This is a genomic window from Desulfatiferula olefinivorans, from assembly GCF_054657895.1.
In genome coordinates, this window is sequence record NZ_BAAHXV010000012.1 from 108,843 (window position 1) to 130,503 (window position 21,661).

The following is a 21,661-nucleotide window of genomic DNA, read 5'->3' on the forward strand; positions in this document are numbered from 1 at the left end:
TTTGCCCTTGACACTCCCTGGCCTATCCATTATTGTCGACATGAACAATCACTGAACATTCACGGTCTCTCAAACCGATAAAGGTATTTCATGGCTGGTATTCAATGTCTCCGGGCTGTTGCGTTATTTTTGCTTCGCTGCGTTCTCCCGGTTGCATGGCTTATGATCAGCTCACACGCCTTGGGCCTTGAGCCCCTGGTTCTCGACAACACCTTTTCCTCACGCATTCTCGGCCCCTGCCTGGCCTACTACCAGGGCAACGAACAAGATCTTGATATCACGGATGTTCTATCCCGGCATGACGATTTTCTTCCCGTTGACAGCGACCGGCCGTCCTTCGGATTCTCACGCCATCCTCTCTGGCTGGCCTTCACCGCCGTCAATTCACAGGATCAGGCGGTGACCTGGTTTCTCGAATTCAGCTATCCGGTCATCGACGAGATCGACCTGTTCAGCCCCGACCCCTCGTCGGACGCCGAGGCAGGGTTTACCGTCAGCCGGGCGGGCGACCGGCGGCCCTTTACCTCCTGGCCGGTCAATTATCACAACATCGTTTTCCCCGTCTCCACGCCCCCCGGCATCCATGATTATTACCTGAAAATCCACTCCATGGGGTCCCTGTCCACGCCCATGACCGCCTGGACGCCCCAGGCCTTCAACCGGGAAGCCGCCGCCGCCATGCCCATCCAGTGGATCTTTTACGGCATCATGCTGGCCATGGCCGTCTACAACGGCTTTATCTATTTTTCGACCCGGGAAGTCAGCCACCTGCACCTGATGCTGTTCACCCTGTCCATCGCCTTCCACACCCTGTCCCATTCCGGACTGGCTTACCAGCTCCTCTGGCCCGACAGCCCGACCCTGACCAACACCGCCTATCTGCTGTTCATGATCGCCGCCGGGGTCTTCGGCATCCAGTTCACACGTGCCTTTCTGAACACCGAATATGAAAGCCCCCGCACCGACCGGGTTCTCCGGTACATGTACCTGGGCCTTCTGGTCATGGTTTTTGCTGTGTTCGTCGTCGATTACCACCTGATGGTCCAGGCCACGACCTTTTATGTGTTTCTGATCATCTCGACGCTTCTGATCAGCGGGGGCGTCCTGTATTCCAAGGGTGCGCCCAGCGCCCCGATGTATCTGGCGGCCTGGTCGGTGTTTATTTTCGGCACCCTTTTTTCCGCTCTCCGATCCTTCGGATTCATGGAATGCAGCTTCATCGCGGTCTGGGGCATCCAGATCGGTTCCTGTCTGATGGTCCTGCTGCTGTCCTTCGGCATCGGCGAGAAATTCAAGCATGTGCTCGAGGAAAAAAACCGGGCTCTGATCGCCCTGCGGGAATCCGACGAGAAATACAAGACCCTGGTCGAAAACGCCAACGACGGCATCGTGGTGCGGATGCTTGACCAGCCGGTCTACGCCAACAAGGCCATCATTCGGATCAGCGGCTATTCGGAAGAAGAATTCTACAACAAGAAAATGCTGGATTTCTTCCCCAACTCCATGAAGGGCAAACGCCTGATCAAAAAACGATTCAAGGAGTACGTCGCCGGAACGGAAATCCCCAGCCAGTACGAAGCCGAACTGCTCCGGGGCACCGGTGAGATCATCAACGTCATCATCTCGGATACCCCCATCGCTATCAACGGCCGGACAGGTATTTTGTCGATCATCACCGACATCACCGACCAGAAGAAGGCCGAGGCGAAAATCAACCGCCAGAACAAGGAGCTGATGCGCCACCGGGCCCATCTTGAAGAAATCGTCAAGGAACGGACTTGTCAGCTCGAAGAGGCCAACAAAAACCTCGAGAAAATGAACAAAGACTTGGAATGCGCCCGCCGGAAAGCCGAGACCGCCGCCCGGGAGGCCCAGGCGGCCAACGAAGCCAAAAGCACGTTTCTGGCCAACATGAGCCATGAGATCCGGACGCCGATGAACGCCATCATCGGCATGAGCGACCTGATCATGAACACCGACCTTTCCCGCAAGCAGAGCGAGTATCTGTCGGTGGTCCGGTCCTCGTCCAAATCCCTCCTCCAGCTGATCAACGACATTCTCGACTTTTCGAAAATGGACGCAGGCAAGCTCGATTTCGAATACATCCCCTTCTACCTGTACGAACTGATCGACGCCGTCACCGATCTGTTCCTCGAAAAGTGCATCTCCAAGGACATCGAACTGATCGTCGACATCGACCCGGATGTCCCCAAGGAGCTGATCAGTGACCCGCTTCGCCTGCGTCAGGTGCTGGCCAATCTGCTGAGCAACGCCTTCAAGTTCACCAGCACCGGTGAAATCTGCCTGACCGTCAAGATGCTGTCCCAGAGCGAGGCCACGGCCAAGCTTCTGTTCAGCATCAAGGACACCGGCATCGGCATTCCCCAGGAATCCATCGGGACGCTGTTCGACGCCTTCGAGCAGGGGGATGACTCCATGACCCGCCGGTTCGGCGGCACCGGCCTGGGACTGGCCATTTCCAAAAACATTGTGGGCATGATGGACGGGGACATCTGGGTAAACAGCGCTCCGGGCAAGGGAAGCACCTTCTTCTTCACGGCCATCTTCAAAACCGGCCTGTCCGAAACCGCCAAAACCATCGAGCTGCCGCCGAATCTCAAAGGCACCCGGGCCCTGATCGTCGAAGACAACCTGTCCACGGCCATTGTGCTCAAACGGTTTATGGATGCCTTCGGGTTTCAGGCCCATGTATCCTCCAACGCCCAGTCGGCCCTGGAAAAATACGAGGCGGCCATCGACGCAGACCGCCCCTTCGGCCTGATCCTGATGGACGTGAAGCTGCCGGGCATGGACGGCATCGAGGCCGCCCGCCTGATCAAGCAGAACACCCGGACTTCGGCCCCGCCCATCATCGTCATCAGCGCCTACGGCCGCGAACCCGAAATACAGCGGGCCAAAGAAATCGGCATCGAAAGCTTTCTGATCAAACCCGTCAAGCAGTCGGTGCTGTTCGACACCATCATGGAAATCTTCGGTTACACCCTGAGCCGGCCTGAAAAACGGTCATCGGACCGGGTCTTTCCCGAAGACTTCCCCAACACGCGGATTCTTCTGGTGGAGGACAACCCCATCAACCAGATGGTGGCCATGGAAATCCTGTCCACCGCGGGCATCAGCGTGGACCGTGCGGAAAACGGCCGGGAGGCCCTGACGCGACTCAAGGAAAACCGTTACGACGCCGTGCTGATGGATGTCCAGATGCCGATCATGGACGGCATCGAGGCCACACGGGTGATCCGCGGCGAACTCTTCCTGACGGATCTGCCGATCATCGCCATGACGGCCCACGCCATGTACGGCGACAAGGAACGCTGCCTGGACGCGGGCATGAACGACTACATAGCCAAACCCATCGACAAGGGGCAGCTGTTTGCGGCCATCCGCAAACACGTCTCCCACCTCAAGGGGCTCGGGGCGCCGCTGACGGGTTCGCTCAAAAACAGCCAATCCTATTCCCTGCCCGGCCTGAACATCAGTGAAGGCCTCAACCGTCTCGGCGGCTCCTGGGACGTGCTCAACGCCGTCCTGACCCGGTTCATGGAAAACTACGCCGGATTTCCGGACCATTTCCGGAGTCTGGTCGAAACAAAAAAATACGACAAGGCCCGCATCGAAGCCCACTCCCTCAAAGGCGTCGCGGCCAACATCTCCGCGGGCGAGCTGAAGCTTGCCGCCGCCGCCCTTGAGGAGGCCTGTACCCAGAAAAACATCTTCAAGGCCCTGATCGCCCTGAACACCGTGGAAGACAAAATGACCACGGTCTTTGACTCGATCCGCCAGGCCATCGCAGCACCCCCGTCAACCGATGCAGACAACCCGTCGGAAGGCAGACGACACCCGGCCGGTCTGAACGGCGAAGTCAGCGTCCTTCTCAGGACCCTGGACGCCCACCTGGTGGAATCCGACCCGGTGGAAACCTCCGCCAGTTTCAGCAAGGTCAAATCGCTGTTCGCCAAAGAACCGGCCGACAGCGGCGTCGGAGAACTGATCGCCCACCTGGAGGAAGAGGTCAACCGCTACAACTACGATGAAGCACGGGAAATCCTCAATCAGGTCGCAGGCATGCTCAAATGACGCTGCTCTCGTCCGACGGTTACCCCTACCGCTTCGATCCGGACGCCTGCCGGACCTGCCCGGGCCGATGCTGCAACGGCGAGACGGGAAACATCTGGGTCAACGCCCGGGAAATCGAGGCCATCGCCGGTTATCTGGGCGTTGGCACGGACACCTTTATCGCCCGTTATCTGAGGAAAGTCGGCTATCGACTGTCCATCCGGGAACTGAAATTCAGCGGCAATTACGCCTGCGTGTTTTTCGATGAGAAAAAAAACGGGTGCGGAATCTATCCGGTCAGGCCCGAGCAGTGCCGGACCTTTCCCTTCTGGCCCTATTTCAGGGATCATCTTGAGGAGGTCTGCGCCGAATGCCCCGGTGTGATCCTGAGCCCCGGCGGCAGGGACAACCGGTAACCCCCTTCCCCGGCGGGAAGGGCGACGCCGATATCAGGATTCCAGGGTGAAGATCAGGGGAACCGTGTGGAGCTTGCGCGAGCGTTCACGGGTATGGCCGAGTTTCCAGCCGGAAATCTTCAGGCCGTCCACCAGCGATTCGATCTCTTTGGCCAGTCCCTTGATGTTGATCAGGGGATGCCGTCCGAACACCTCGGGAAGGCCGTAGGTCAGGTTGCAGGCCAGGCACTTTCCCGGCCGCTGCGCCAGCTTCAGTTCAAATTCAAGAATATCGTCATCGCTGGCCACATAGGCCAGGCTGATGTCGTAGGCCCCTTCGTCCTTGTCCCCGTACAGGGCGTCAAAAAAAGCGTCGGAGCGGTCGGCGGGGAACAGCCGGGCCAGGGTGTCTTCGGTAAAAATGTCTTTCAAACGGTCGCTTGCCATCGTCTTCCTCAATCAATAATCGAACAATCCATGGTTTAGTCCGCGTACCATACACCAAGCATCCGGGAGGGTCAAATGCAAAAGTTCATATTGATTTTGGCGCCTCTTTTGATTATTGTTAATCCATTTTTCTGGACACTTAAGGGAGACGCCTTTCATGTTAGACGATTATCTGAACCATGTTGACCAACGACAATCCCAGGGCCTGCCGCCCCAGGCACTGACCGCATCCCAGGTCCGGGACCTGACCTCTCTGATCGAATCGCCGCCTGACGGGAAAGAGAGTCTGGTCAAAGACCTTCTGATCAACCGGGTGGCCCCCGGCGTGGACCCGGCAGCCCAGGTCAAGGCCCACATTCTTGAAGCCCTCGCCCGGGAAACGATGACATCGCCCCTGATCACCCGACTCGAAGCCGTCCGGATTCTGGGGACCATGCTGGGCGGTTACAATGTCCGCCCCCTGGTGGATTTTCTGTCCGTAAACGACCTGGCCGTTGCCGCCGCCGATGCCCTGTCAAGCACCCTTCTGGTCTTCGATGCCTTCGAGGCCGTCGTTGCCCTGTCCAAGGACAATCCCCATGCCCGGCGCGTCATCGACAACTGGGCCGAGGCGACCTGGTTCACCTCCCGGGAAACCATTCCGGAAAAAATCACCCTGACCGTGTTCAAGGTCGACGGCGAAATCAACACAGACGACCTGTCGCCGGCCTCAGAAGCCTGGAGCCGGCCCGACATCCCCCTTCATGCCCTGTGCATGCTGAAAAGCCGTGTCGACCGGCCCCTTGAAACCATCGAGGAACTCAAGAAAAAAGGCCGGCCCATCGTGTTTGTCGGCGATGTGGTGGGCACCGGCTCCTCCCGGAAATCCGCCACCAACTCGGTTCTCTGGCACGTGGGCCGGGACATTCCCTTCGTGCCAAACAAGCGCCAGGGCGGCGTCGTTCTGGGCGGCAAGATCGCCCCGATCTTCTTCAACACCCTGGAAGACGCCGGAGCCCTGCCCATCGAATGCGATGTGACCGGTCTCGCCATGGGCGACACGATCTCTATTTACCCCTACCAGGGAACGATCGTTAACGAAAAGAGCGGAAAAACCGTCTCGACCTTCCGCCTGAAAACCGAGGTGCTGCTCGATGAAGTCCGGGCCGGCGGACGCATTCCCCTGATCATCGGCCGAAGCCTCAGTGCCAGGGCCCGGGAGGCCCTTAGCCTTGCACCGTCGACCATTTTCCGCCTGCCCCCCGCCCCCGAAAGCACCGGCAAGGGGTTCACCCTGGCCCAGAAAATCGTCGGCCGGGCCTGCGGCCTCGACGGCGTTCGCCCCGGCGCCTACTGCGAACCCGTGATGACCACCGTGGGTTCCCAGGACACCACCGGTCCCATGACCCGGGATGAGCTGACCGAACTGGCCTGCCTGGAATTTTCCGCCGATCTGGTGATGCAGTCCTTCTGTCACACCGCCGCCTATCCCAAGCCCGTCGATATCGTCATGCACACCACCATGCCCGACTTCTTCGGCAGCCGGGGCGGGGTGGTGCTCAAGCCCGGAGACGGGGTAATCCACCCCTGGCTGAACCGCATGATCCTGCCCGACACGGTGGGCACCGGCGGTGATTCCCACACCCGGTTTCCCATCGGCATCAGTTTTCCGGCCGGATCAGGCCTGGTGGCCTTCGGCGCGGCCCTGGGCATCATGCCGCTGGACATGCCCGAATCGGTCCTGGTCCGTTTCCACGGAACCATGCAGCCGGGTATCACCCTCCGGGATCTGGTGAACGCCATCCCCTACGCGGCCATTCAAAGGGGCCTGTTGACGGTACCCAAAGAAGGAAAAAAGAATGTGTTCTCAGGACGGATTCTTGAAATCGAAGGCCTGGAAACCGTCACCGTGGAACAGGCCTTCGAGTTTACCGACGCATCGGCCGAACGGTCCGCCGCCGCCTGCACCTTCAAGCTCGACATTGCCCCTGTGGCCGAGTACCTGGCCTCCAACGCGGCGCTGCTCAAGGACATGGTCGCCAAAGGCTACCGCACCACCGAAACCCTTGAGCGCCGGATCGCCGCCATGGAAGCCTGGCTGGCCGCACCCAACCTGCTCGAAGCCGATGCCGACGCAGACTACGCCGAAATCATCGACATCGACATGACCCAGATCACCGAGCCCATCCTGGCCTGCCCCAACGATCCGGACGACGTCAAACTTTTGTCCGAGGTGGCCGGTACGCCCATCGACGAGGTGTTCATCGGTTCATGCATGACCAACATCGGCCATTTCCGGGCCGCAGCCCGGATCATCGACCGTTTCGGAAAGCCGCTCCCGACCACCCTTTGGCTGACGCCCCCCACCCGCATGGACGCGGACCAACTGAAGAATGAAGGGGTCTACAGTATTTTCGGACGGGCCGGCGCCCGCATCGAAATCCCCGGATGCTCCCTGTGCATGGGCAACCAGGCCCGCGTCAAACCCGGGGCCACCGTGGTGTCCACCTCCACCCGGAATTTCCCCAACCGCATGGGAGACGGGGCCGATGCCTACCTGGCCTCCGCCGAACTGTCGGCCCTTGCCGCCGTCCTCGGCCGCCTGCCCCGGGTGTCCGAGTATCAGGAGGCCGCACGCATTCTCGAAGACGCCCGGACGGATATTTACCGTTACCTGGCCTTTCACACGGCCTGATTTGTGAGGATTAACGCCATGACCGATCTCCCGCCGGACATTGTCAATGCACTCACGCTGTTCGAGAGCGCCTTCGACCATCCCGTCGGCCAGGACCAGGCACGGATGTTCAAAAACGCCGTCTACCTGACCAATGACTGCATGGCCACCCATCCCCGCTACCGGGAAGACATCCAAAAACTCCGATACGCCTATACCCTGAGGCTGCTCAGCAGCCTCGGGGCCGGCCTCGACGACTACGACGCCTGGCTGGAGTTCGTCCTTTTGTTCTGCATCGATCTCAAAGTCGAAATCATCACCCTCCGAAACCAGGCCCCCGCCCTGTTCGACCAGACCCTTTCCTTCCTCCGCCTTTACGACCAAACCATCACCCCGGAACTCAAAACAAACATCACCCGCTTCATCGACGAGGTCACCGGTCAGTCGGACGCTTGAATGCCTTCGACAAGCGTGTTACCCGGCCATTCACACTCCGCAGAAAATTTAGGGACAGTAGGGACAGTCAAATTATACCACAGTCGAATCAGACCCCTTACCAGGTAATCACACCCGAAAAGAAGCAATCAAAAAAACACTGAATTCGCCTTCGGCAAAACCATTTGCGATGGGAGCGGCAGAAAAACAAAAACGCAAACGAATGATTCCTGTGGCTTTTCCAAAAAAAGAAACAGCTCTCCCGTCCTGTTCTGCCGGGGAAGCGTCATGTCGTTAAAATAATGGTTAGGAAATGGCTACGATGTCAGCCGTTTGAGCGAATAAATGCCGTCAAGCCCTTTGATGGGCTTGGGCTTTTTCTCGTGCTTGCACTGAAACACATGTTTGAACTGTCGGTAATGTTCGGCCACAAAGGCCCGGCTGCCGATGACGCCGGAATCGGTGAAGAATCGAGTGCGGCTCATGAACCGATCGATTCGACTGGGTTCGAAATTCCGTTCACGTTCCTGCTTAATTAAAGCCTTGTCAATCGTCTTGCGGTTTTTTCCGCCGCTTTGTTCCAAAGCACCGGCTTCATATACATAGCGGCGATAGCGGCGATACCGCTCGGCCTCGTCCATGTCTCCAAATTCAGCCAACCCGAAATCCGTAGAAAGAAAACCTTCCCGGTTCCCAGTCTGACTGTGGTATCCCAGCGAACACCAGCGGTACTCCTCGGGGCGTTTTACTATCCCCGCACGTACGGCGTTCAGGTCGATGTAGGCCAGGCAGTGAACCAGCGTTTCACCCTTTTCGATGATCACGCTCTTGAACCTCTCTCCCCAAAGGGTGCCCTTCCGACCTTTGGATTTGTTGTAATAACGCGAAAAGGTCTGTTTGACCTCCCGAATGAATTCAGACAGACTTGCCCATTTTTTCCTGAAATGTTCCAGACGGCCTACGGGAAAGACGGCCTCGTTCCCGTATTTAATCTTGTAACGGGTCTCGATATCTCCATCGGTATAGCCCGAATGCGGCAGCATCTTTACAAGAATGTGTACATGGTTGTCCATCACGGCGTATCCGAGAATTTCGGTAAAATAAATCCTGGAAAAAAATTTAAGGATCGAAACGAAACGGTCTTTTTCCACGGTGCCGAACGGAAAACCGTCCAGAGCGGTCCGTGTGATGACGTGATAGACGCTTTTCTGATCTTTGACGAGCATGCGGGTGGTGCGCGGCATGGGCGGCTCCTCCGGAAGGATGGAAGGATGTTGTTTTGCGGAGACCTTATCATAAGGGGCATGAAATTGTAAAGATTGAAATGATAATAATTTGCATGTCCCTTTTCAATTTTGAAGGAATGGACACCGGCTGGGTTCTGCGACTAAGAAGCCCGCAGGTCAGATGGACGGCGGCGACGGCGTTGCGGGTGGGTCGAAGGCGGCGGCGTGGTCCGGCAAGGGAAGTGGCGTCGGAGGGGGCGGAATCGATGTAGCATCCCGGCCCGGAGCATGCTCTGCGGGAATGCCGGTGTCGAGGGGCTCGACGGTCTGTGATGATGCAGGTAGATCCATGTTCGGCTCGGTCGGGACAGGGGCCGCATCGACGGCCGGGGCGATGTTCAGGCGGAGCTGCTCACGTTCTTCGTCGGTCAGATACAGATCCTCCATCGGGGCCGTTGCCGGATCGAGGTTTTCGTCGGGGCTTTCGACCGGGGCCGGATCGGCGGCCGTGGTGGCGGCCGGGTCAGGCGTGATCGAATCGGGTGTCACGGGTTCAACGCCCTCATCGTTCACAGGCGACAGGTCATCGGCCAGGGTCGGCGGCTCCGTCGGGTCGGGTTCCGGAGCGGGCTCAGGGGCCACGGAGGGCTCAACAGGCTCCGGGGACGGAATCGCGGCCGCCGTCGGGGCCGGGACGGGTAAAACCGCCACGGACAAGGGTTCGCGGCTGCATGCGGAAAGCTTCCGGGAAAGGGCTTCGGCGGATGAGGCAAGGGCCACGGACTGATCGTGCAACGACATGTGGCGGACATCCTCGTGCTCGAGGCCCAGGCGAACACGATCCAGCATGGTTTCGATGTTGAGGACCAGGTTTTCGAAGGCGTCCTTGTCCATTTCCCTGATGGTGATCACTTCGCGGGTCACGAAATAGGCATGCCGGCAGGCCAGAAGGGCCTCCTTGCCGGCCTTGGCCACCCCCGCCTCATCCCGGGGAAAGGATTCGATGAACACCCGGGCCCGCTGGAGGGTATCTTCGGCGGTTTTCCAGGTTTTGGGGGACAGTTTGCCCGCGTCGATTTTCCGGGCCCGGGCCAGGTAATCCCGGGCCTCGGCCAGAACGACTTTTTTGACCACGGCGACTTCAAGGGCCCGCATGTCCTCCAGAGCCTCGGGCTTTTTCTTGTCCACGGCCGTCTGATCGCCCTTTTCGATGCAGGCGATCAGCTTGCGGATCTGGTCCATCCGGCGGTCGTAATCGTCCCGGGCGTGGACATCGGCCTTGAGCTGGTCCAGGCGGTCCTTCATGGCAAACACGTCGGACAGCTGCCGGATGACGGTCTGCTTGACAACCAGCCCCTGGGCGATGGCTTTGCGGGCGGCCAGGGCCTCGGCCGCCACCGTCACGTCATCCCCGCCTTTGATCATCAGGCTCTGGGCTTTTTTCAGATGTTTTTCCGCCGTGGAAAGGAAGGTCGGGGCATAGTAATCGAGGGCCTCGTCATGGGCCGTTTTCATGCTTTCTTCGGCCAGCGCCACCATGCCCCGGGGGGTCTGGTTGTTGCTCAGCGCCTGGGCCGCCGCCGCCATGTCCGCCGATTGTCCCCGGGACAACCCGCATCCCGATGCCGTCATGATCAGCGCCATGAGTCCCGAAAGGATCCCCGCATGGATCCGGTAGCTGCGTGCGTATGCCCTCATGTTGAATGCTCCTCCCTTGCTTTCGAAATCGGCCGGGCTCAGGGGCTCCAGGCCTTTCAGACGGTCTCCTCCCCCCACGGGAAAGACGATTTTTTACCGTATGTCATGACATCAAACGCCGTCAAGTCATTTTTGCCGGCTTCATAAAACGTCCGATATCTGCGCCTCGTCACTGCGGCGTACCCGAAGTACGCCTATTCCTCGGGCTTCGCAAGCCTTGATCTCGAACATTTTTCGAAGCATCCAAACATTGACTTCTAAGTAACAACCATTTTTCTATCGACTGATCGTATAAGGAAATCCTGTAAAAAAGCAGACCACGGCATAGTGCACAGAATCCAAACGAATCTATTTCTTAAGGCGGTTCATGGGTGGGATGGATGGTCAAAACAGACTTAGGGACTCGGAAAATTCCAATTTACCATCACGCATCCCTGCTTCATGCCATCTTTGCGCGAGTCTCAATCGCAAAATCCTCGAATTAGCAACACTAATCCTCCGGTTTTGCTCAATCGACTCGCACAAACCTGACACAAATCCGGGCGCGATCCAGGTATATTAGAATTTCCCGAGTCCCTTAATCGTTTTTCTTCGTCATGGCCATGGCTTTCTTGCTGATGTCGCGCCCGGTCATGCCTTCGAACAAACCCCGTCGCCATGTTGTATAATCCATTCGCTCCCGTTGGATGAGAGCAATAAATTTTTCCGTTTCAACCATGCCAAGATGCCTGTTTAATATTTCAAGGCCTTGAATTTTTATTTCCGTGTCTGTTTTCATCGCATTTAATCCCATTCAGAAATCAAGGCTATTGGACTAACAACCTTAACACTTGATATTTCATTTGATTTTTTTAAAATGCCCTTATCTACCGTAATAAAATAATCGCACTTCATGTAAACGGCGCAGGCCACATGCAAGGCATCGATAGGCTTGAGACCAATACCCACCAATTCGTCCATTTTGCATAGGATGCTATCCGTTTCATCCGTATAGAAGCTCGCAAGCTCCTTCCATCTGAGAATTTCAATCTGCCTTTCGACAAACGGATTAGCTCTGTTTTCGAAATCGAGGATATATGACCAGCCGAGTGAAATCAGCCCGTTCTTGATTTTATCCTGGATGTCCAATTTGGCTTCGGTTTCAATCCTTATGGTCAAAGACCCTTGGTCATCGAAGGGCCTGTTGAAGCAGCAATTATCGAGATACACTCGCATGAAATTCCCTTTTATCAAAATAAAAAACGATTTCGCTTATTATCCATGCCTTCAACCTTTTTGTAAAGGTTGAACAATCCGAAGCAGGACAATCGAATGATGTGCACGCCTTGCTTTGCCCCTCCAGAGAGGTTAAGGAAATGACGGCTTCGTAAAAAGCCCGATTTCTGCGTTGCGCTTCATCCCTCGTCACTGCGGCGTACCCTAAGTACGCCTCATTCCTCGGGATTCGCGACGCCTTGAACTCGAACTTTTTTCTTTGCCGTCCTTTGATGACTTTTTACGAGTTCATCAAGGAAATGGTACGTGGTAATTTCGCAGAACGATCAGGACAATCCCAGATACCGGAGCACACGGCCGAAGGTGATCCGGTTGCTGCCCCACAAAAGCAGATCGCCGACCTCGTCGGGACAGGCCCAGCGATAGCCGATATGCTCGTCGGAGACGGTCACGGCCATGCCGGGGGTTTCCAGCAGAAAGACGGTTTTGTGGAGTTCTTTCTCGTTGCTGTAGACACGAAATCCGTCGAGAAGCATCCGGATCTTGGGGGCCTCAACCATGGCGCCGGTCTCTTCGCGAATTTCCCGGATGCAGGCTGCAAGACCGTCCTCCCCCGCTTCGATGCCGCCGGTGACCGGCTGCCAGTAGGCTTTGTGCCGGTCGTTTTCCGGGCACTGAAGCAAAAGAAACCGCTCCGTCGTCGTGTCGTAGATCCAGCACTCGATGCTTTTCTTCAAAACCGATGTCCTTCAGGCCGTTTGAGGTGTCGTCCGTTCATTCGAGCATGGCGACCACCCGGGCCGGACCGGCCGAGCCCCCCTTGATTTTCAAGGGGAAGCAGCAGACCTTGAAACCGAAGGGCGGCAGCTTGTCCAGATTGGTCAGGCGTTCGATATGGCAGTATTCTTTTTCTACCCCCACGTAATGGGATTCCCAGAAGAACTCCTTGTCCCGGGTCCGTTTGGCTTTTTCAGCCATGTAGGGAAGCGGCAGGTCCCAGCCCCAGGAATCGATACCGGTGATTTTAACACCCTGTTCCAGGAGAAACCGGGTGGCGTTGGCGTTGACCCCCACGCCCTTGGTAAAATACTCCGGCGTGCCGAGCATCTGATCATTTCCTGTTCGGATCAGAACGATGTCCATGGGTTTTATGGTGTAGTTGATTTTCTCGAGGGCTTCTTTCACGTCACGGGCACGGACCGCCTCGCCGTCGCGTTTGTGGCTCATGTCGAGCATGACGCCGTCGCTGAAACACCATTCCAGGGGGATTTCATCGATGGTTTTGGCGGGTTTTCCTTCACTGAGGGGGCCGTAGTGCCAGGGAGCGTCCAGGTGGGTGGTTCCGTGGGAGGACAGACGGATGGTGTCATTGGCCCAGCCCAGTCCGTTTTTCAGAAACGAGGGTCTGAGTCCGAAAAGAAACCAGACGGCCAGGCGACCAAAAACGTGTCCCTGGCGCACCACCTTGTTTCGTGCCCACCAGGGAGCCCAGCTTTTATTGTTGTCCAGTGTCACGCTCAGATCGATGATGTTCATGGTACCCCCTCAGACCCGTTGCTGCAGGTCAAGGAAAAAACTGTTTGAAAAACGATTTCAGCCGGCCCCCGTCGCTATGTTTCTTTTCGAACAGACGGGCCGCAGACCGGTTGATCATCCCGGGACAGCCGCCGGATTCTTCGTGAATCCGCTCGATGTCCGAGGCGGTAAAAAACGACGCGTCCTTAGCCCCCGAAGCGCGGAGGCGAAGCTTGACGTAGGCGGAAGTTTCCGACGGCGTCATGTGCGGCATAAACACCCTCTCCACCGCCCCGGCTTCAGGAATCAGTCCGGACAGTTCCGACACATGGGCCGGGAGAACGGGTTCGCCGAACAGCACCAGTTTGCCCAACCGGCGCTGGTATCCCTTGATTCCGGTCAGACGGATCAGAAAGGTCAGTTCGGCGGCGGTGAGGACATGGGCATCGTCCATCATCACCACGGGCCACTGCCGGCCTGAATGCATGAAGGCCCGATGTTCCGTCATGGTCCGGACCTTTTCGTCCGCCGTGGGATCGGCCTCGTCGTGGGCATTGATCCGGCAGGATTTCCAGTTTTTCTCGTCCTGGGCCAGAAACTGCTGCATCATGAGGGTCTTGCCGCTGCCCGGCTCACCGATGACCAGAAGAAGGCGGCTGGGACCGTCGAACAGGCGCATGATCATGTGAAGGCGCTGATTCCAGGCGGGATAGACATAAAAGGTCCGCTGATCCGTCCGGGTCAGAAAGGGATTGGTCATGGGGTCGTTCGTTATGGCGTGCGTCATCGATCGGAATCCGTTTCAGCCGGAACCCCTGACGAAAAACAGGTCAGAGGGTCGGCACCTCATTGCAGGGCCTTTTCTCGCTCTTCGTATTCCTCGTCCCAGGAAACCTGCCCCTGGCTGTAAGGCAATTTCACCAGAATCATCGTGCCTTCTCCCGGACGCGATCGGATCGTAAACGAGCCCTTCAGCAGCTTGACCCGCTCTTCCATGCTCTTGAGCCCCATCCGTTTCTCGTTCAACGCCTCGGCGGCCCTCCGTTCCAGGTCGAACCCCTGTCCGGTGTCCTCGATACGCAGGATGATTTCAGGGTAGGAGGCCACCAGCCGTATGGTCACATGATCGGCGCCGGAATGTTTTCTCACGTTGTTCAGAGCCTCTTGAATGAGCCGATATAGATTAATTTCAGTATCAAAGTCAAGCGCCAGTTTTTCGAGCCCGGCGGAATAAAAATCCACGGCGATCAGATTGGTTTCGGAATAATCCGTGCAATACTGGGACAGGGTTCGCACCAGCCCGAGCTGATCCAGGCTGGGGGGCCTCAGATCGTAAGCCAGTTCGCGGATCGACGAGATGGCCCGTTTGAGGACCTTCGAGAATTGTTCCGTCCGCCTGCGAACCTCCTTCGGGATATCGTCAAACCCTTCAAAAAGGGTGTCGCTGCTGATGATCAGGGAGGCCAGATCCTGGGCCACGTTGTCGTGGAGATCCCGGGCGATGCGCTGCCGTTCGTTTTCCTGGGCCTTGATGATTTCCTGGGTCAGGGTCTGGATGTGCTTCTCGGCTTTTTTGAGATCGGTGATATCCCTCGAATACATGGCGACCCGGTCCACCTGCCCTTCGCTGTTGAAGACCGGATAGATGGTGTTGTCGTAGCAGACGCCCTTGTCCTCGTCTTCGAACCGGACCGGCTGTCCGGAAAGAATCACGGTTTTAAGGGGCGCCATCCGTTTGTCGATCAGACTGGAATCGGCCAGCAGGCTGATATCTTGATGGATCAGATCGGCAGGTGTTTGCCCCAGGCCCCGGGCGAAGGTGTCGTTGGCCGACAGGATGGTACCGTCGGTCTTGATCAGAACCGAGGAATCATTGGTGGCGTTGATCAGGGCCGTGGCAACCTCCTTGCTTTCAGCCAGGGCGACCTGGCTTCGTTCCCGTTCGCGAAACAGCTCATCGATATCCATCTTGATCAGGGAAACGGCGTCATAGACGACCTTGAACGGATGATCGGGACTTTTTTCGGCCAAGGGGCCGACAAACCCGTCCACCTCCCAGTTGATGTTGCCCAGAAAGTAAATCAGCTCATCGGCATACTGCCTGATGCGGTCCTTCTCGTCGGTGGACTGACCGGACGGAATCCGACGGCCCTTCCGCTGCATGGCCTTGTCGGTGACAATCTGCTGCATGGCCTCTTCGGGGGTGTCCACCACATGCATCCTGAAGGGCCTCAGGTATGACGAAATGCTCAAACCGGCCCGGGTGATACGATCCCCGCCGTACATGACGCTCATCCGGCAGCCGGGATAACTTCGCAAAAACGACGCCCAGGTTTTGAAATACGTTTTCCGAAGCCGCATCCCGGCCCCTTCCAGTTCGCCGAGATCGCTGAGGATGTAATGGATTTTCTGATCCAGCCCCGTCTCGGACAGCACGATTTCCTGGAGGCTGAACATCTGATCGATATAGCCCGCCCTGAGCGTGCCCCGGGAAATCCGGTGCAGCACATTGCCGTCCATGACCTCGAAGGCCACCTCAAAATCATCGAAATGCCGGGTCCACGCGCTGTTCCTGACGGTATTCCTGGTCCCTTCCGGGGTGAATCCCTGGCTTTTCAGGGCATACACGGCGGTCTTCAGCGCCTCGTCGTAGTCCCGGCACATACGCCACCGGCACCGGGCCAGAAATCCCAGTTTCCGGAGATTGAAGCCCACACGGGTCAGCCAGGGCAGGTTGTAGCCGATCAAGCGTACCGCCCGCTCATCTTCCTGCTGCGAGTAACAGACAAAATCATCTTTGACCAGAACCGGGACCTTCTTTTTCATGCCGCCGTAATTGCGAAGCTCCACAAAGCGGTCCGCGGGTGAAAACATCGATGCCATCACCCGCTCGCGTTTGTCGTGAAACCGCTTGCAGACAAGGGGATCGGCCCCCTCCCAGTCATGGAACTCCGTATGGAGAATCCGGCGGCCGATCCGGGTAAACGTCACCGAAGGCCCCCCCAGATCCATGCGACACCATTCGGCGTTCGTGGTCAGACTGAGACCGCTGACCGGGCAGCGGCTTGCGACGGTACTCAGCTGGGGCGCGGAAAAGGGCGCATCGACAGACTCGGGGGCGGCATGGGCAACGATCCGGGCCGCCCGACGGATACCGGCATCAATATCTTTTTCGGCAAGCACCCGGCACCGGACCAGCTTGAGCCGGCTGTTCAGCCTCACGGCCAGCATGATCAACGGGGATGCGGTGCAGATGATCAGGGCCAGCATCTGCTTCTTGCTTTCAAGATAGCGCATGTAATAGCGTTTACAGTCACTGGTCAGATTTTTCAGCTCCGTGAAATCTTCGACATAGACAAACCGGCGGGTGGTTCCGAATATCTCCCCGATGACCCGGTCCATGAATTCCGTGGCCGCCGTCACCGAAGCAAGATCGGATTCTCCGACGATTTTTCCCACCAGGATATGGTCTCCAATGACCCGCACGGACATGTAGTAATTAGCGCCCAGCCTCACATCCGTCCATTCGGGACGGGTGTAGGCAGGCAACCCGGTCACGGGGCACGGCGATACCGCCCCCCGCTCCCGGCCTTCAATCAAATCCGCTTCCATCGCAACCCTTTCATCCTGTCTCAGCACCGATGCCCTTGTGTTGTTTATCGCCTTTGACTATATTCCGCCAAGATCGAATGTCAAACACTATTTTACCCGAAACGGCAGATTGAGAAGGTATTGACACCCGCCGGGCATCTTGCTATTTGACAGAACATCTCTCGTACTCCGCTCCGGGCCTTCCTCCCGGCCGTCGGGAACGATCACATGAATCCGAACCGGGAATCAGTCATGAAACGAATCTGTGTCATTGACGGTCAGGGCGGCGGCATCGGCAGCGCCATCATCAAAAAAATGAAAGAGGCCTTCGGCGAGCGCATCGAAATCCTCGCTCTGGGCACCAATGCCCTGGCCACCGCCCAGATGCTCAAGGCCGGCGCCAACCGCGGGGCATCCGGGGAAAGCGCCATCGTTCATTGCGTCAAAACGGCCGATCTGATCACAGGGCCGCTGGGGATCATTCTGGCCCACGCCTTGATGGGGGAAGTCTCACCGGCCATCGCCCTGGCCGTGGCCGACAGCCCGGCGCGAAAAATCCTGCTGCCCCTGTCCCAGGAAAACGTCCGGTTCGTCGGATTGTTGCCCGCCCCCCTGCCCCATCTGGTTGACGAACTGATTGAAACGCATCTGAAGCCGCTGGTATAAACCCCGTAAACCCCTGCACAAGGAGATCGCCATGTGTGAAGCCAATGCCTACCTGCTCACCGGAGAAACCCCCGTTTTGATCATGGAGTCCGTGGACAAGGCCGAACCGGACGGGAACGCCGTCCGGCTGGTCAGTATTTTCGGAGAGCAGAAAATCATCCGCGGATTTATCCACTCGCTCTCTTTGGTCGACCACAAAATCTACATCCGTGAGCATCCCCCGGCGGCCTGATATCCCGAGGGCTGCCGCCTTCAGACGCCGGGTGGCGGATCCGGCTTTTTTTTAGCTATCGCCGCCGAACGGCTGAAGCGATCGTTGGCCTTACCATTCATATTTGGCCAGATCCAGTTTCAGGTCGTACACCTCTCCCATCAGCTTGAGGAACTCCCGTTCATCGAGGCTGAAGCAGGTTTTCAAGGCATCGAAAATCGACTGCTTGACCTCGTTGCTCATCCCGTTCCCCACCAGAACGGCCATGAGATTGGCGGCACAGACAATGCGCCTGAAATCCCCCCGGCTTCCCTCGGAGGGCCGGTTCAGATCTTCCAGCCCGTGGCCCGCACAGGCATCACGGACGATGACCGGCAGACGCCATCGATCGCAGAGAAACACGCCGATCTCGGAACTGGACGGATAGGAAAAATACCGTTCGCTCTGACTGAACAGGCCGCCGCTTTCCTGCCGGTGCAGCTGTATTTCCCGATAGTGGTCCGGGAATACGACCAGGTAGGCCAGCTTGCCGATATCGTGCAGCAGCCCCCCCAGCCAGATCTGATCCGGTGAGAGCAGGGGTTCGAACCGCCGGGCCAGATGCTTGGCGCAGATGGCCGTGAGCACCGAATGGTTCCAGAACCGGTCAAGTTCGGCGGTATCGCTGACCCCCAGGGTTTTGACCACGGAAAAGGCCAGGGCCATGTTGTAGATTTCGTGGATTCCCAGATAGGCCGTCGCGAATTTGATATCGTCGACTTCGCGACGAAATCCGTAATAGGCTGAATTGACCGTTCTAAGCACATTGGCCGTCAGAGCCGGTTCCTTGACAAGAATCCGGCAGACGGTTTCGATGCTGACATTGGGCTCACGGATCACCTCCTGGAGCTTCATCACGCACTCGGGCAGGGGCGGCAGGGCAAGATGCTCATCAAGAAATTCAGACAGATCACATTCCAGGGGTTTGGGTTTTTCCATGGTCGTCTCCGGGACATCCGCAGGTGAGTCGGATCGAAACAGCATGCGGCAATGATTGATGGTCTCGTAAAAAGTCACGTTTCAGACGGCTTCGAAAAAAGTTCGGGGTCAAGGCTTGCGAATCCCGAGGAATGAGGCGTACTTAGGATACGCCGCAGTGACGAGAGATGAAGCGTAACGCTTAAGATCGGACTTTTTTCGAAGCCGTCAATGATTGGAAGAATAATCGATGTCGGCATTTGATTGCGATGCTGCAAGGCGCGTTTAAGTCATGGCAAACAGTCATCAACCGCCCTGATCTTCAGATTTTCAGATGGTTTGTATCATACCTTATTCCATAGCGTTCAGGCAAACAAAAAAACGCCCGGCCGAATCACGCCGCCGCCCCATCGGCACCGCCCCCCGCATGCCGAGGTTTTTTCTCACGGTTCTTTCCCGTGTCGGACCTGATGGCCGGCTCGCCGCTTTGACGGGGAGAAACCCTCGTCAAGGTTCCTGACCCCGGCGAAACAGGGCGCGGACAGCCCGAGGGTGGTCCCGGGGCAGGGCTTTGCCGGTGTCGGGATCCATGGACACCTGAACCGTCCCGTCGGGGATGTCGAAATAGACCGGGGGACTGTTCGCCAGGGAGGCGTCCATCACATCGATCCAGATGGGCAGGGCGGCCCGGGCTCCGGTTTCCTTGGGGCCCAGGGAGGCGTTGTCGTCCCGTCCCACCCATACCCCGGTGGCGACCGTGGGGGAAAACCCTACAAACAGAGCGTCCTTGCAGTGATCGGTGGTGCCGGTTTTTCCGGCCAGGGGCCGGTCCAAGGACAGGGCCTGACGGCCGGTGCCTTCGTCAACCACACTTTGGAGCATGCTGGTCATGACGGCCGCATCCTTCCGGGCCATCACCGGCGCCTGCCGGACCTCGGCCTGATAGATCACGCGGCCGCTACGATCGACGATCCGGTCGACGGTGTAGGGACGGCAACTCTGGCCACGGGCCGGGAACACCGCATAGGCCGCGGTCAGTTCAAGCAATGTGGTTTCCGACGTGCCCAGGGCCAGGGACAGGTTGGGAGCAAGGCGGGAGGTAATGCCCAGGCGGTGGGCCAGTTCCGTTACCGCGCCCGGTCCCAGCGATTCGATCAGGCGGATCGAGGGAATGTTTTTTGACAGCGCCAGGGCCTTGCGCAGGGTAATTTCCCCCAGATAGGTCCGCGAGTAATTCTCCGGTTCCCAGGGGGTGTCCCGGCGTGCGCCGTCATAGGATACCGGTGCATCTAAGATCAGCATATTCTGGGGCATCCCCTTCTCAACGGCGCAGGCATAGACAAAGGGCTTGAACGCCGACCCCGGCTGACGCCCGGCCTGGGTGGCCCGGTTGAACGGACTTTGGCCGTAATCCCGGCCGCCGACCAGAACCAGCACGCCGAAGGTGGACACATCCAGCGACACGACAGCCCCCTGGGCCGTCCGGTCGTCGATGCCGTTTTGGGCCATACGCCGGTCCAGATCGGTCAGATGACGCGACAGGGCCTTTTCCGCCGTGTCCTGGAGGGCGGCATCAAGGGTGGTGTGGATGGTCAGGCCGCTTTTGTACAGACGGGAGGAACCGACCAGGGCCTCGAGTTCGGTTTTGATATGATCGATAAAATAAGGAGCCCGGGTCCGGCTGCGGATGCCGCGCTCGGTAACGACGGGCTCAGCCAGGGCCGCCTGATAGGCATCCTCGTCGATCCGGCCCCGGGTTCTGAGTATTTTCAGCACGATGTCGCGCCGGGCCGTTGCCAGTTCGGGATTGACCAGGGGGGAATACCGGGACGGCGACCGGGGCATGGCGGCGATCAGGGCGCATTCGGCCAGGGTCAGGTCGTTCACGTGCTTGCCGAAAAAAATCCGGGCCGCCGATTCCACGCCGTAGGCCCCGCTGCCGAAATAGACCTGGTTCAGATAAAATTCCAGGATCTCGTCCTTGGTGTACCGCCGCTCAAGCTGAAAGGCCAGCACCGCTTCCTGGATTTTCCGGAACAGGGTCTTGTTCGCGGTGAGAAACAGGGTCTTGGCCAGCTGCTGTGTCAGGGTGCTGGCCCCTTCGACAAATTCCCCGGCCAGAATGTCCCGGACAAGGGCCCGGGCAATGCCCCGGAGGTCCACCCCGCTGTGGGCATAGAATTTTCGGTCCTCGGTTTCCAGAAGGGCCATGGTGAGGTTTTTCGGAATGCGGGACAGGGGCACGGGATCACGTTTTTCCGCATAGAATTCCGCAAGGAGCACGCCTTGCCGGTCATACACCCGGGACACGGCCGAAGGCTTGAAGGACTTGAGCGTTTCGATCTGGGGAAGGTCCCGGGAAAAGGCCGCAAATCCGCCCACCAAAAAACCGATCATCATGGCGGCCAGAACCGCCAAAACGATCAGGAAACGCGGAAAAGTGTGTCGGCCCTCAGTGTGCATCATCGCCTGGCTGTTCCGATCATGATAGGTTCAAATCAGTGTCGGTCTTTTGTATAACAGCTTTTAGGAAAAATGCAATTCCGGGCTCAGGCCTTCACGGTCTCGTAAAAATCAA

Annotated in this window: 17 protein-coding genes; 6 read left to right on the forward strand and 11 right to left on the reverse strand. The window is 57.8% G+C overall.

Features of this window, described 5'->3' with window-relative positions; genetic code table 11:
• The first annotated feature begins 162 nt into the window (after positions 1 to 162).
• Together ACYQ11_RS10875 and ACYQ11_RS10880 are read left to right on the forward strand one after the other, a co-directional pair.
• A complete protein-coding gene (locus ACYQ11_RS10875) occupies positions 163 to 4,095 on the forward strand; it encodes a response regulator (RefSeq protein ID WP_459923807.1) in 3,933 nt (1,310 codons plus the stop codon).
• Positions 4,092 to 4,490, forward strand: a complete 399-nt coding sequence (locus ACYQ11_RS10880; RefSeq protein WP_459923808.1) for a YkgJ family cysteine cluster protein — start codon at positions 4,092 to 4,094, stop codon at positions 4,488 to 4,490. The genes ACYQ11_RS10875 and ACYQ11_RS10880 overlap by 4 nt, the downstream gene beginning before the upstream one ends.
• A gap of 33 nt (positions 4,491 to 4,523) precedes the next feature.
• Here the strand turns inward: ACYQ11_RS10880 and ACYQ11_RS10885 are convergent, their stop codons facing one another.
• On the reverse strand, positions 4,524 to 4,916 hold the full coding sequence (locus ACYQ11_RS10885; protein ID WP_459923809.1) for a pancreas/duodenum homeobox protein 1: 393 nt from the start codon (positions 4,914 to 4,916) through the stop codon (positions 4,524 to 4,526).
• 157 nt (positions 4,917 to 5,073) lie between these two features.
• On the opposite strand from ACYQ11_RS10885, the gene acnB reads away from it, so the two are divergent.
• Positions 5,074 to 7,590, forward strand: a complete 2,517-nt coding sequence (gene acnB / locus ACYQ11_RS10890; protein WP_459923810.1) for a bifunctional aconitate hydratase 2/2-methylisocitrate dehydratase — start codon at positions 5,074 to 5,076, stop codon at positions 7,588 to 7,590.
• A gap of 18 nt (positions 7,591 to 7,608) precedes the next feature.
• The gene (locus ACYQ11_RS10895; protein ID WP_459923811.1) at positions 7,609 to 8,025 is read left to right on the forward strand and encodes a hypothetical protein; all 417 of its coding nucleotides are present in this window, start codon (positions 7,609 to 7,611) and stop codon (positions 8,023 to 8,025) included.
• A 296-nt stretch (positions 8,026 to 8,321) separates the two neighbouring features.
• Here the strand turns inward: ACYQ11_RS10895 and ACYQ11_RS10900 are convergent, their stop codons facing one another.
• The 8 genes from ACYQ11_RS10900 to ACYQ11_RS10935 form a co-directional block, all read right to left on the reverse strand.
• Positions 8,322 to 9,248 carry a transposase gene (locus ACYQ11_RS10900; protein ID WP_459923812.1) on the reverse strand — a complete coding sequence of 309 codons (927 nt, stop codon included), beginning with the start codon at positions 9,246 to 9,248 and terminating at the stop codon, positions 8,322 to 8,324.
• A gap of 159 nt (positions 9,249 to 9,407) precedes the next feature.
• Complete coding sequence (locus ACYQ11_RS10905; RefSeq protein ID WP_459923813.1) at positions 9,408 to 10,928, reverse strand: hypothetical protein; 1,521 nt, start codon at positions 10,926 to 10,928, stop codon at positions 9,408 to 9,410.
• A gap of 577 nt (positions 10,929 to 11,505) precedes the next feature.
• Positions 11,506 to 11,706 (reverse strand): hypothetical protein, encoded by a 201-nt coding sequence (locus ACYQ11_RS10910; RefSeq protein ID WP_459923814.1) that lies wholly within the window; start codon positions 11,704 to 11,706, stop codon positions 11,506 to 11,508.
• A 5-nt stretch (positions 11,707 to 11,711) separates the two neighbouring features.
• On the reverse strand, positions 11,712 to 12,143 hold the full coding sequence (locus tag ACYQ11_RS10915; RefSeq protein ID WP_459923815.1) for a hypothetical protein: 432 nt from the start codon (positions 12,141 to 12,143) through the stop codon (positions 11,712 to 11,714).
• 326 nt (positions 12,144 to 12,469) lie between these two features.
• Positions 12,470 to 12,880, reverse strand: a complete 411-nt coding sequence (locus tag ACYQ11_RS10920) for an NUDIX domain-containing protein (protein ID WP_459923816.1) — start codon at positions 12,878 to 12,880, stop codon at positions 12,470 to 12,472.
• A gap of 37 nt (positions 12,881 to 12,917) precedes the next feature.
• Positions 12,918 to 13,679 (reverse strand): cyclase family protein, encoded by a 762-nt coding sequence (locus ACYQ11_RS10925; protein ID WP_459923817.1) that lies wholly within the window; start codon positions 13,677 to 13,679, stop codon positions 12,918 to 12,920.
• Positions 13,680 to 13,707: 28 nt separating this feature from the next.
• Positions 13,708 to 14,445, reverse strand: coding sequence for an AAA family ATPase (locus ACYQ11_RS10930; RefSeq protein ID WP_459923818.1), 738 nt, complete (start codon positions 14,443 to 14,445; stop codon positions 13,708 to 13,710).
• A gap of 59 nt (positions 14,446 to 14,504) precedes the next feature.
• A complete protein-coding gene (locus tag ACYQ11_RS10935) occupies positions 14,505 to 17,270 on the reverse strand; it encodes a PAS domain-containing sensor histidine kinase (protein ID WP_459923819.1) in 2,766 nt (921 codons plus the stop codon).
• Positions 17,271 to 17,501: 231 nt separating this feature from the next.
• Here ACYQ11_RS10935 and ACYQ11_RS10940 point away from each other — a divergent pair, with 231 nt between their 5' ends.
• Together ACYQ11_RS10940 and ACYQ11_RS10945 are read left to right on the forward strand one after the other, a co-directional pair.
• Positions 17,502 to 17,915 carry a DUF3842 family protein gene (locus ACYQ11_RS10940; protein ID WP_459923820.1) on the forward strand — a complete coding sequence of 138 codons (414 nt, stop codon included), beginning with the start codon at positions 17,502 to 17,504 and terminating at the stop codon, positions 17,913 to 17,915.
• A gap of 31 nt (positions 17,916 to 17,946) precedes the next feature.
• Entirely contained in the window at positions 17,947 to 18,147 is a 201-nt protein-coding gene (locus ACYQ11_RS10945) for a CooT family nickel-binding protein (RefSeq protein WP_459923821.1), read from the forward strand.
• Positions 18,148 to 18,237: 90 nt separating this feature from the next.
• Here the strand turns inward: ACYQ11_RS10945 and ACYQ11_RS10950 are convergent, their stop codons facing one another.
• Together ACYQ11_RS10950 and ACYQ11_RS10955 are read right to left on the reverse strand one after the other, a co-directional pair.
• Positions 18,238 to 19,104, reverse strand: coding sequence for an HDOD domain-containing protein (locus ACYQ11_RS10950; protein WP_459923822.1), 867 nt, complete (start codon positions 19,102 to 19,104; stop codon positions 18,238 to 18,240).
• 486 nt (positions 19,105 to 19,590) lie between these two features.
• Positions 19,591 to 21,549 (reverse strand): penicillin-binding protein 1A, encoded by a 1,959-nt coding sequence (locus tag ACYQ11_RS10955; RefSeq protein WP_459923823.1) that lies wholly within the window; start codon positions 21,547 to 21,549, stop codon positions 19,591 to 19,593.
• Positions 21,550 to 21,661 lie beyond the last annotated feature (112 nt).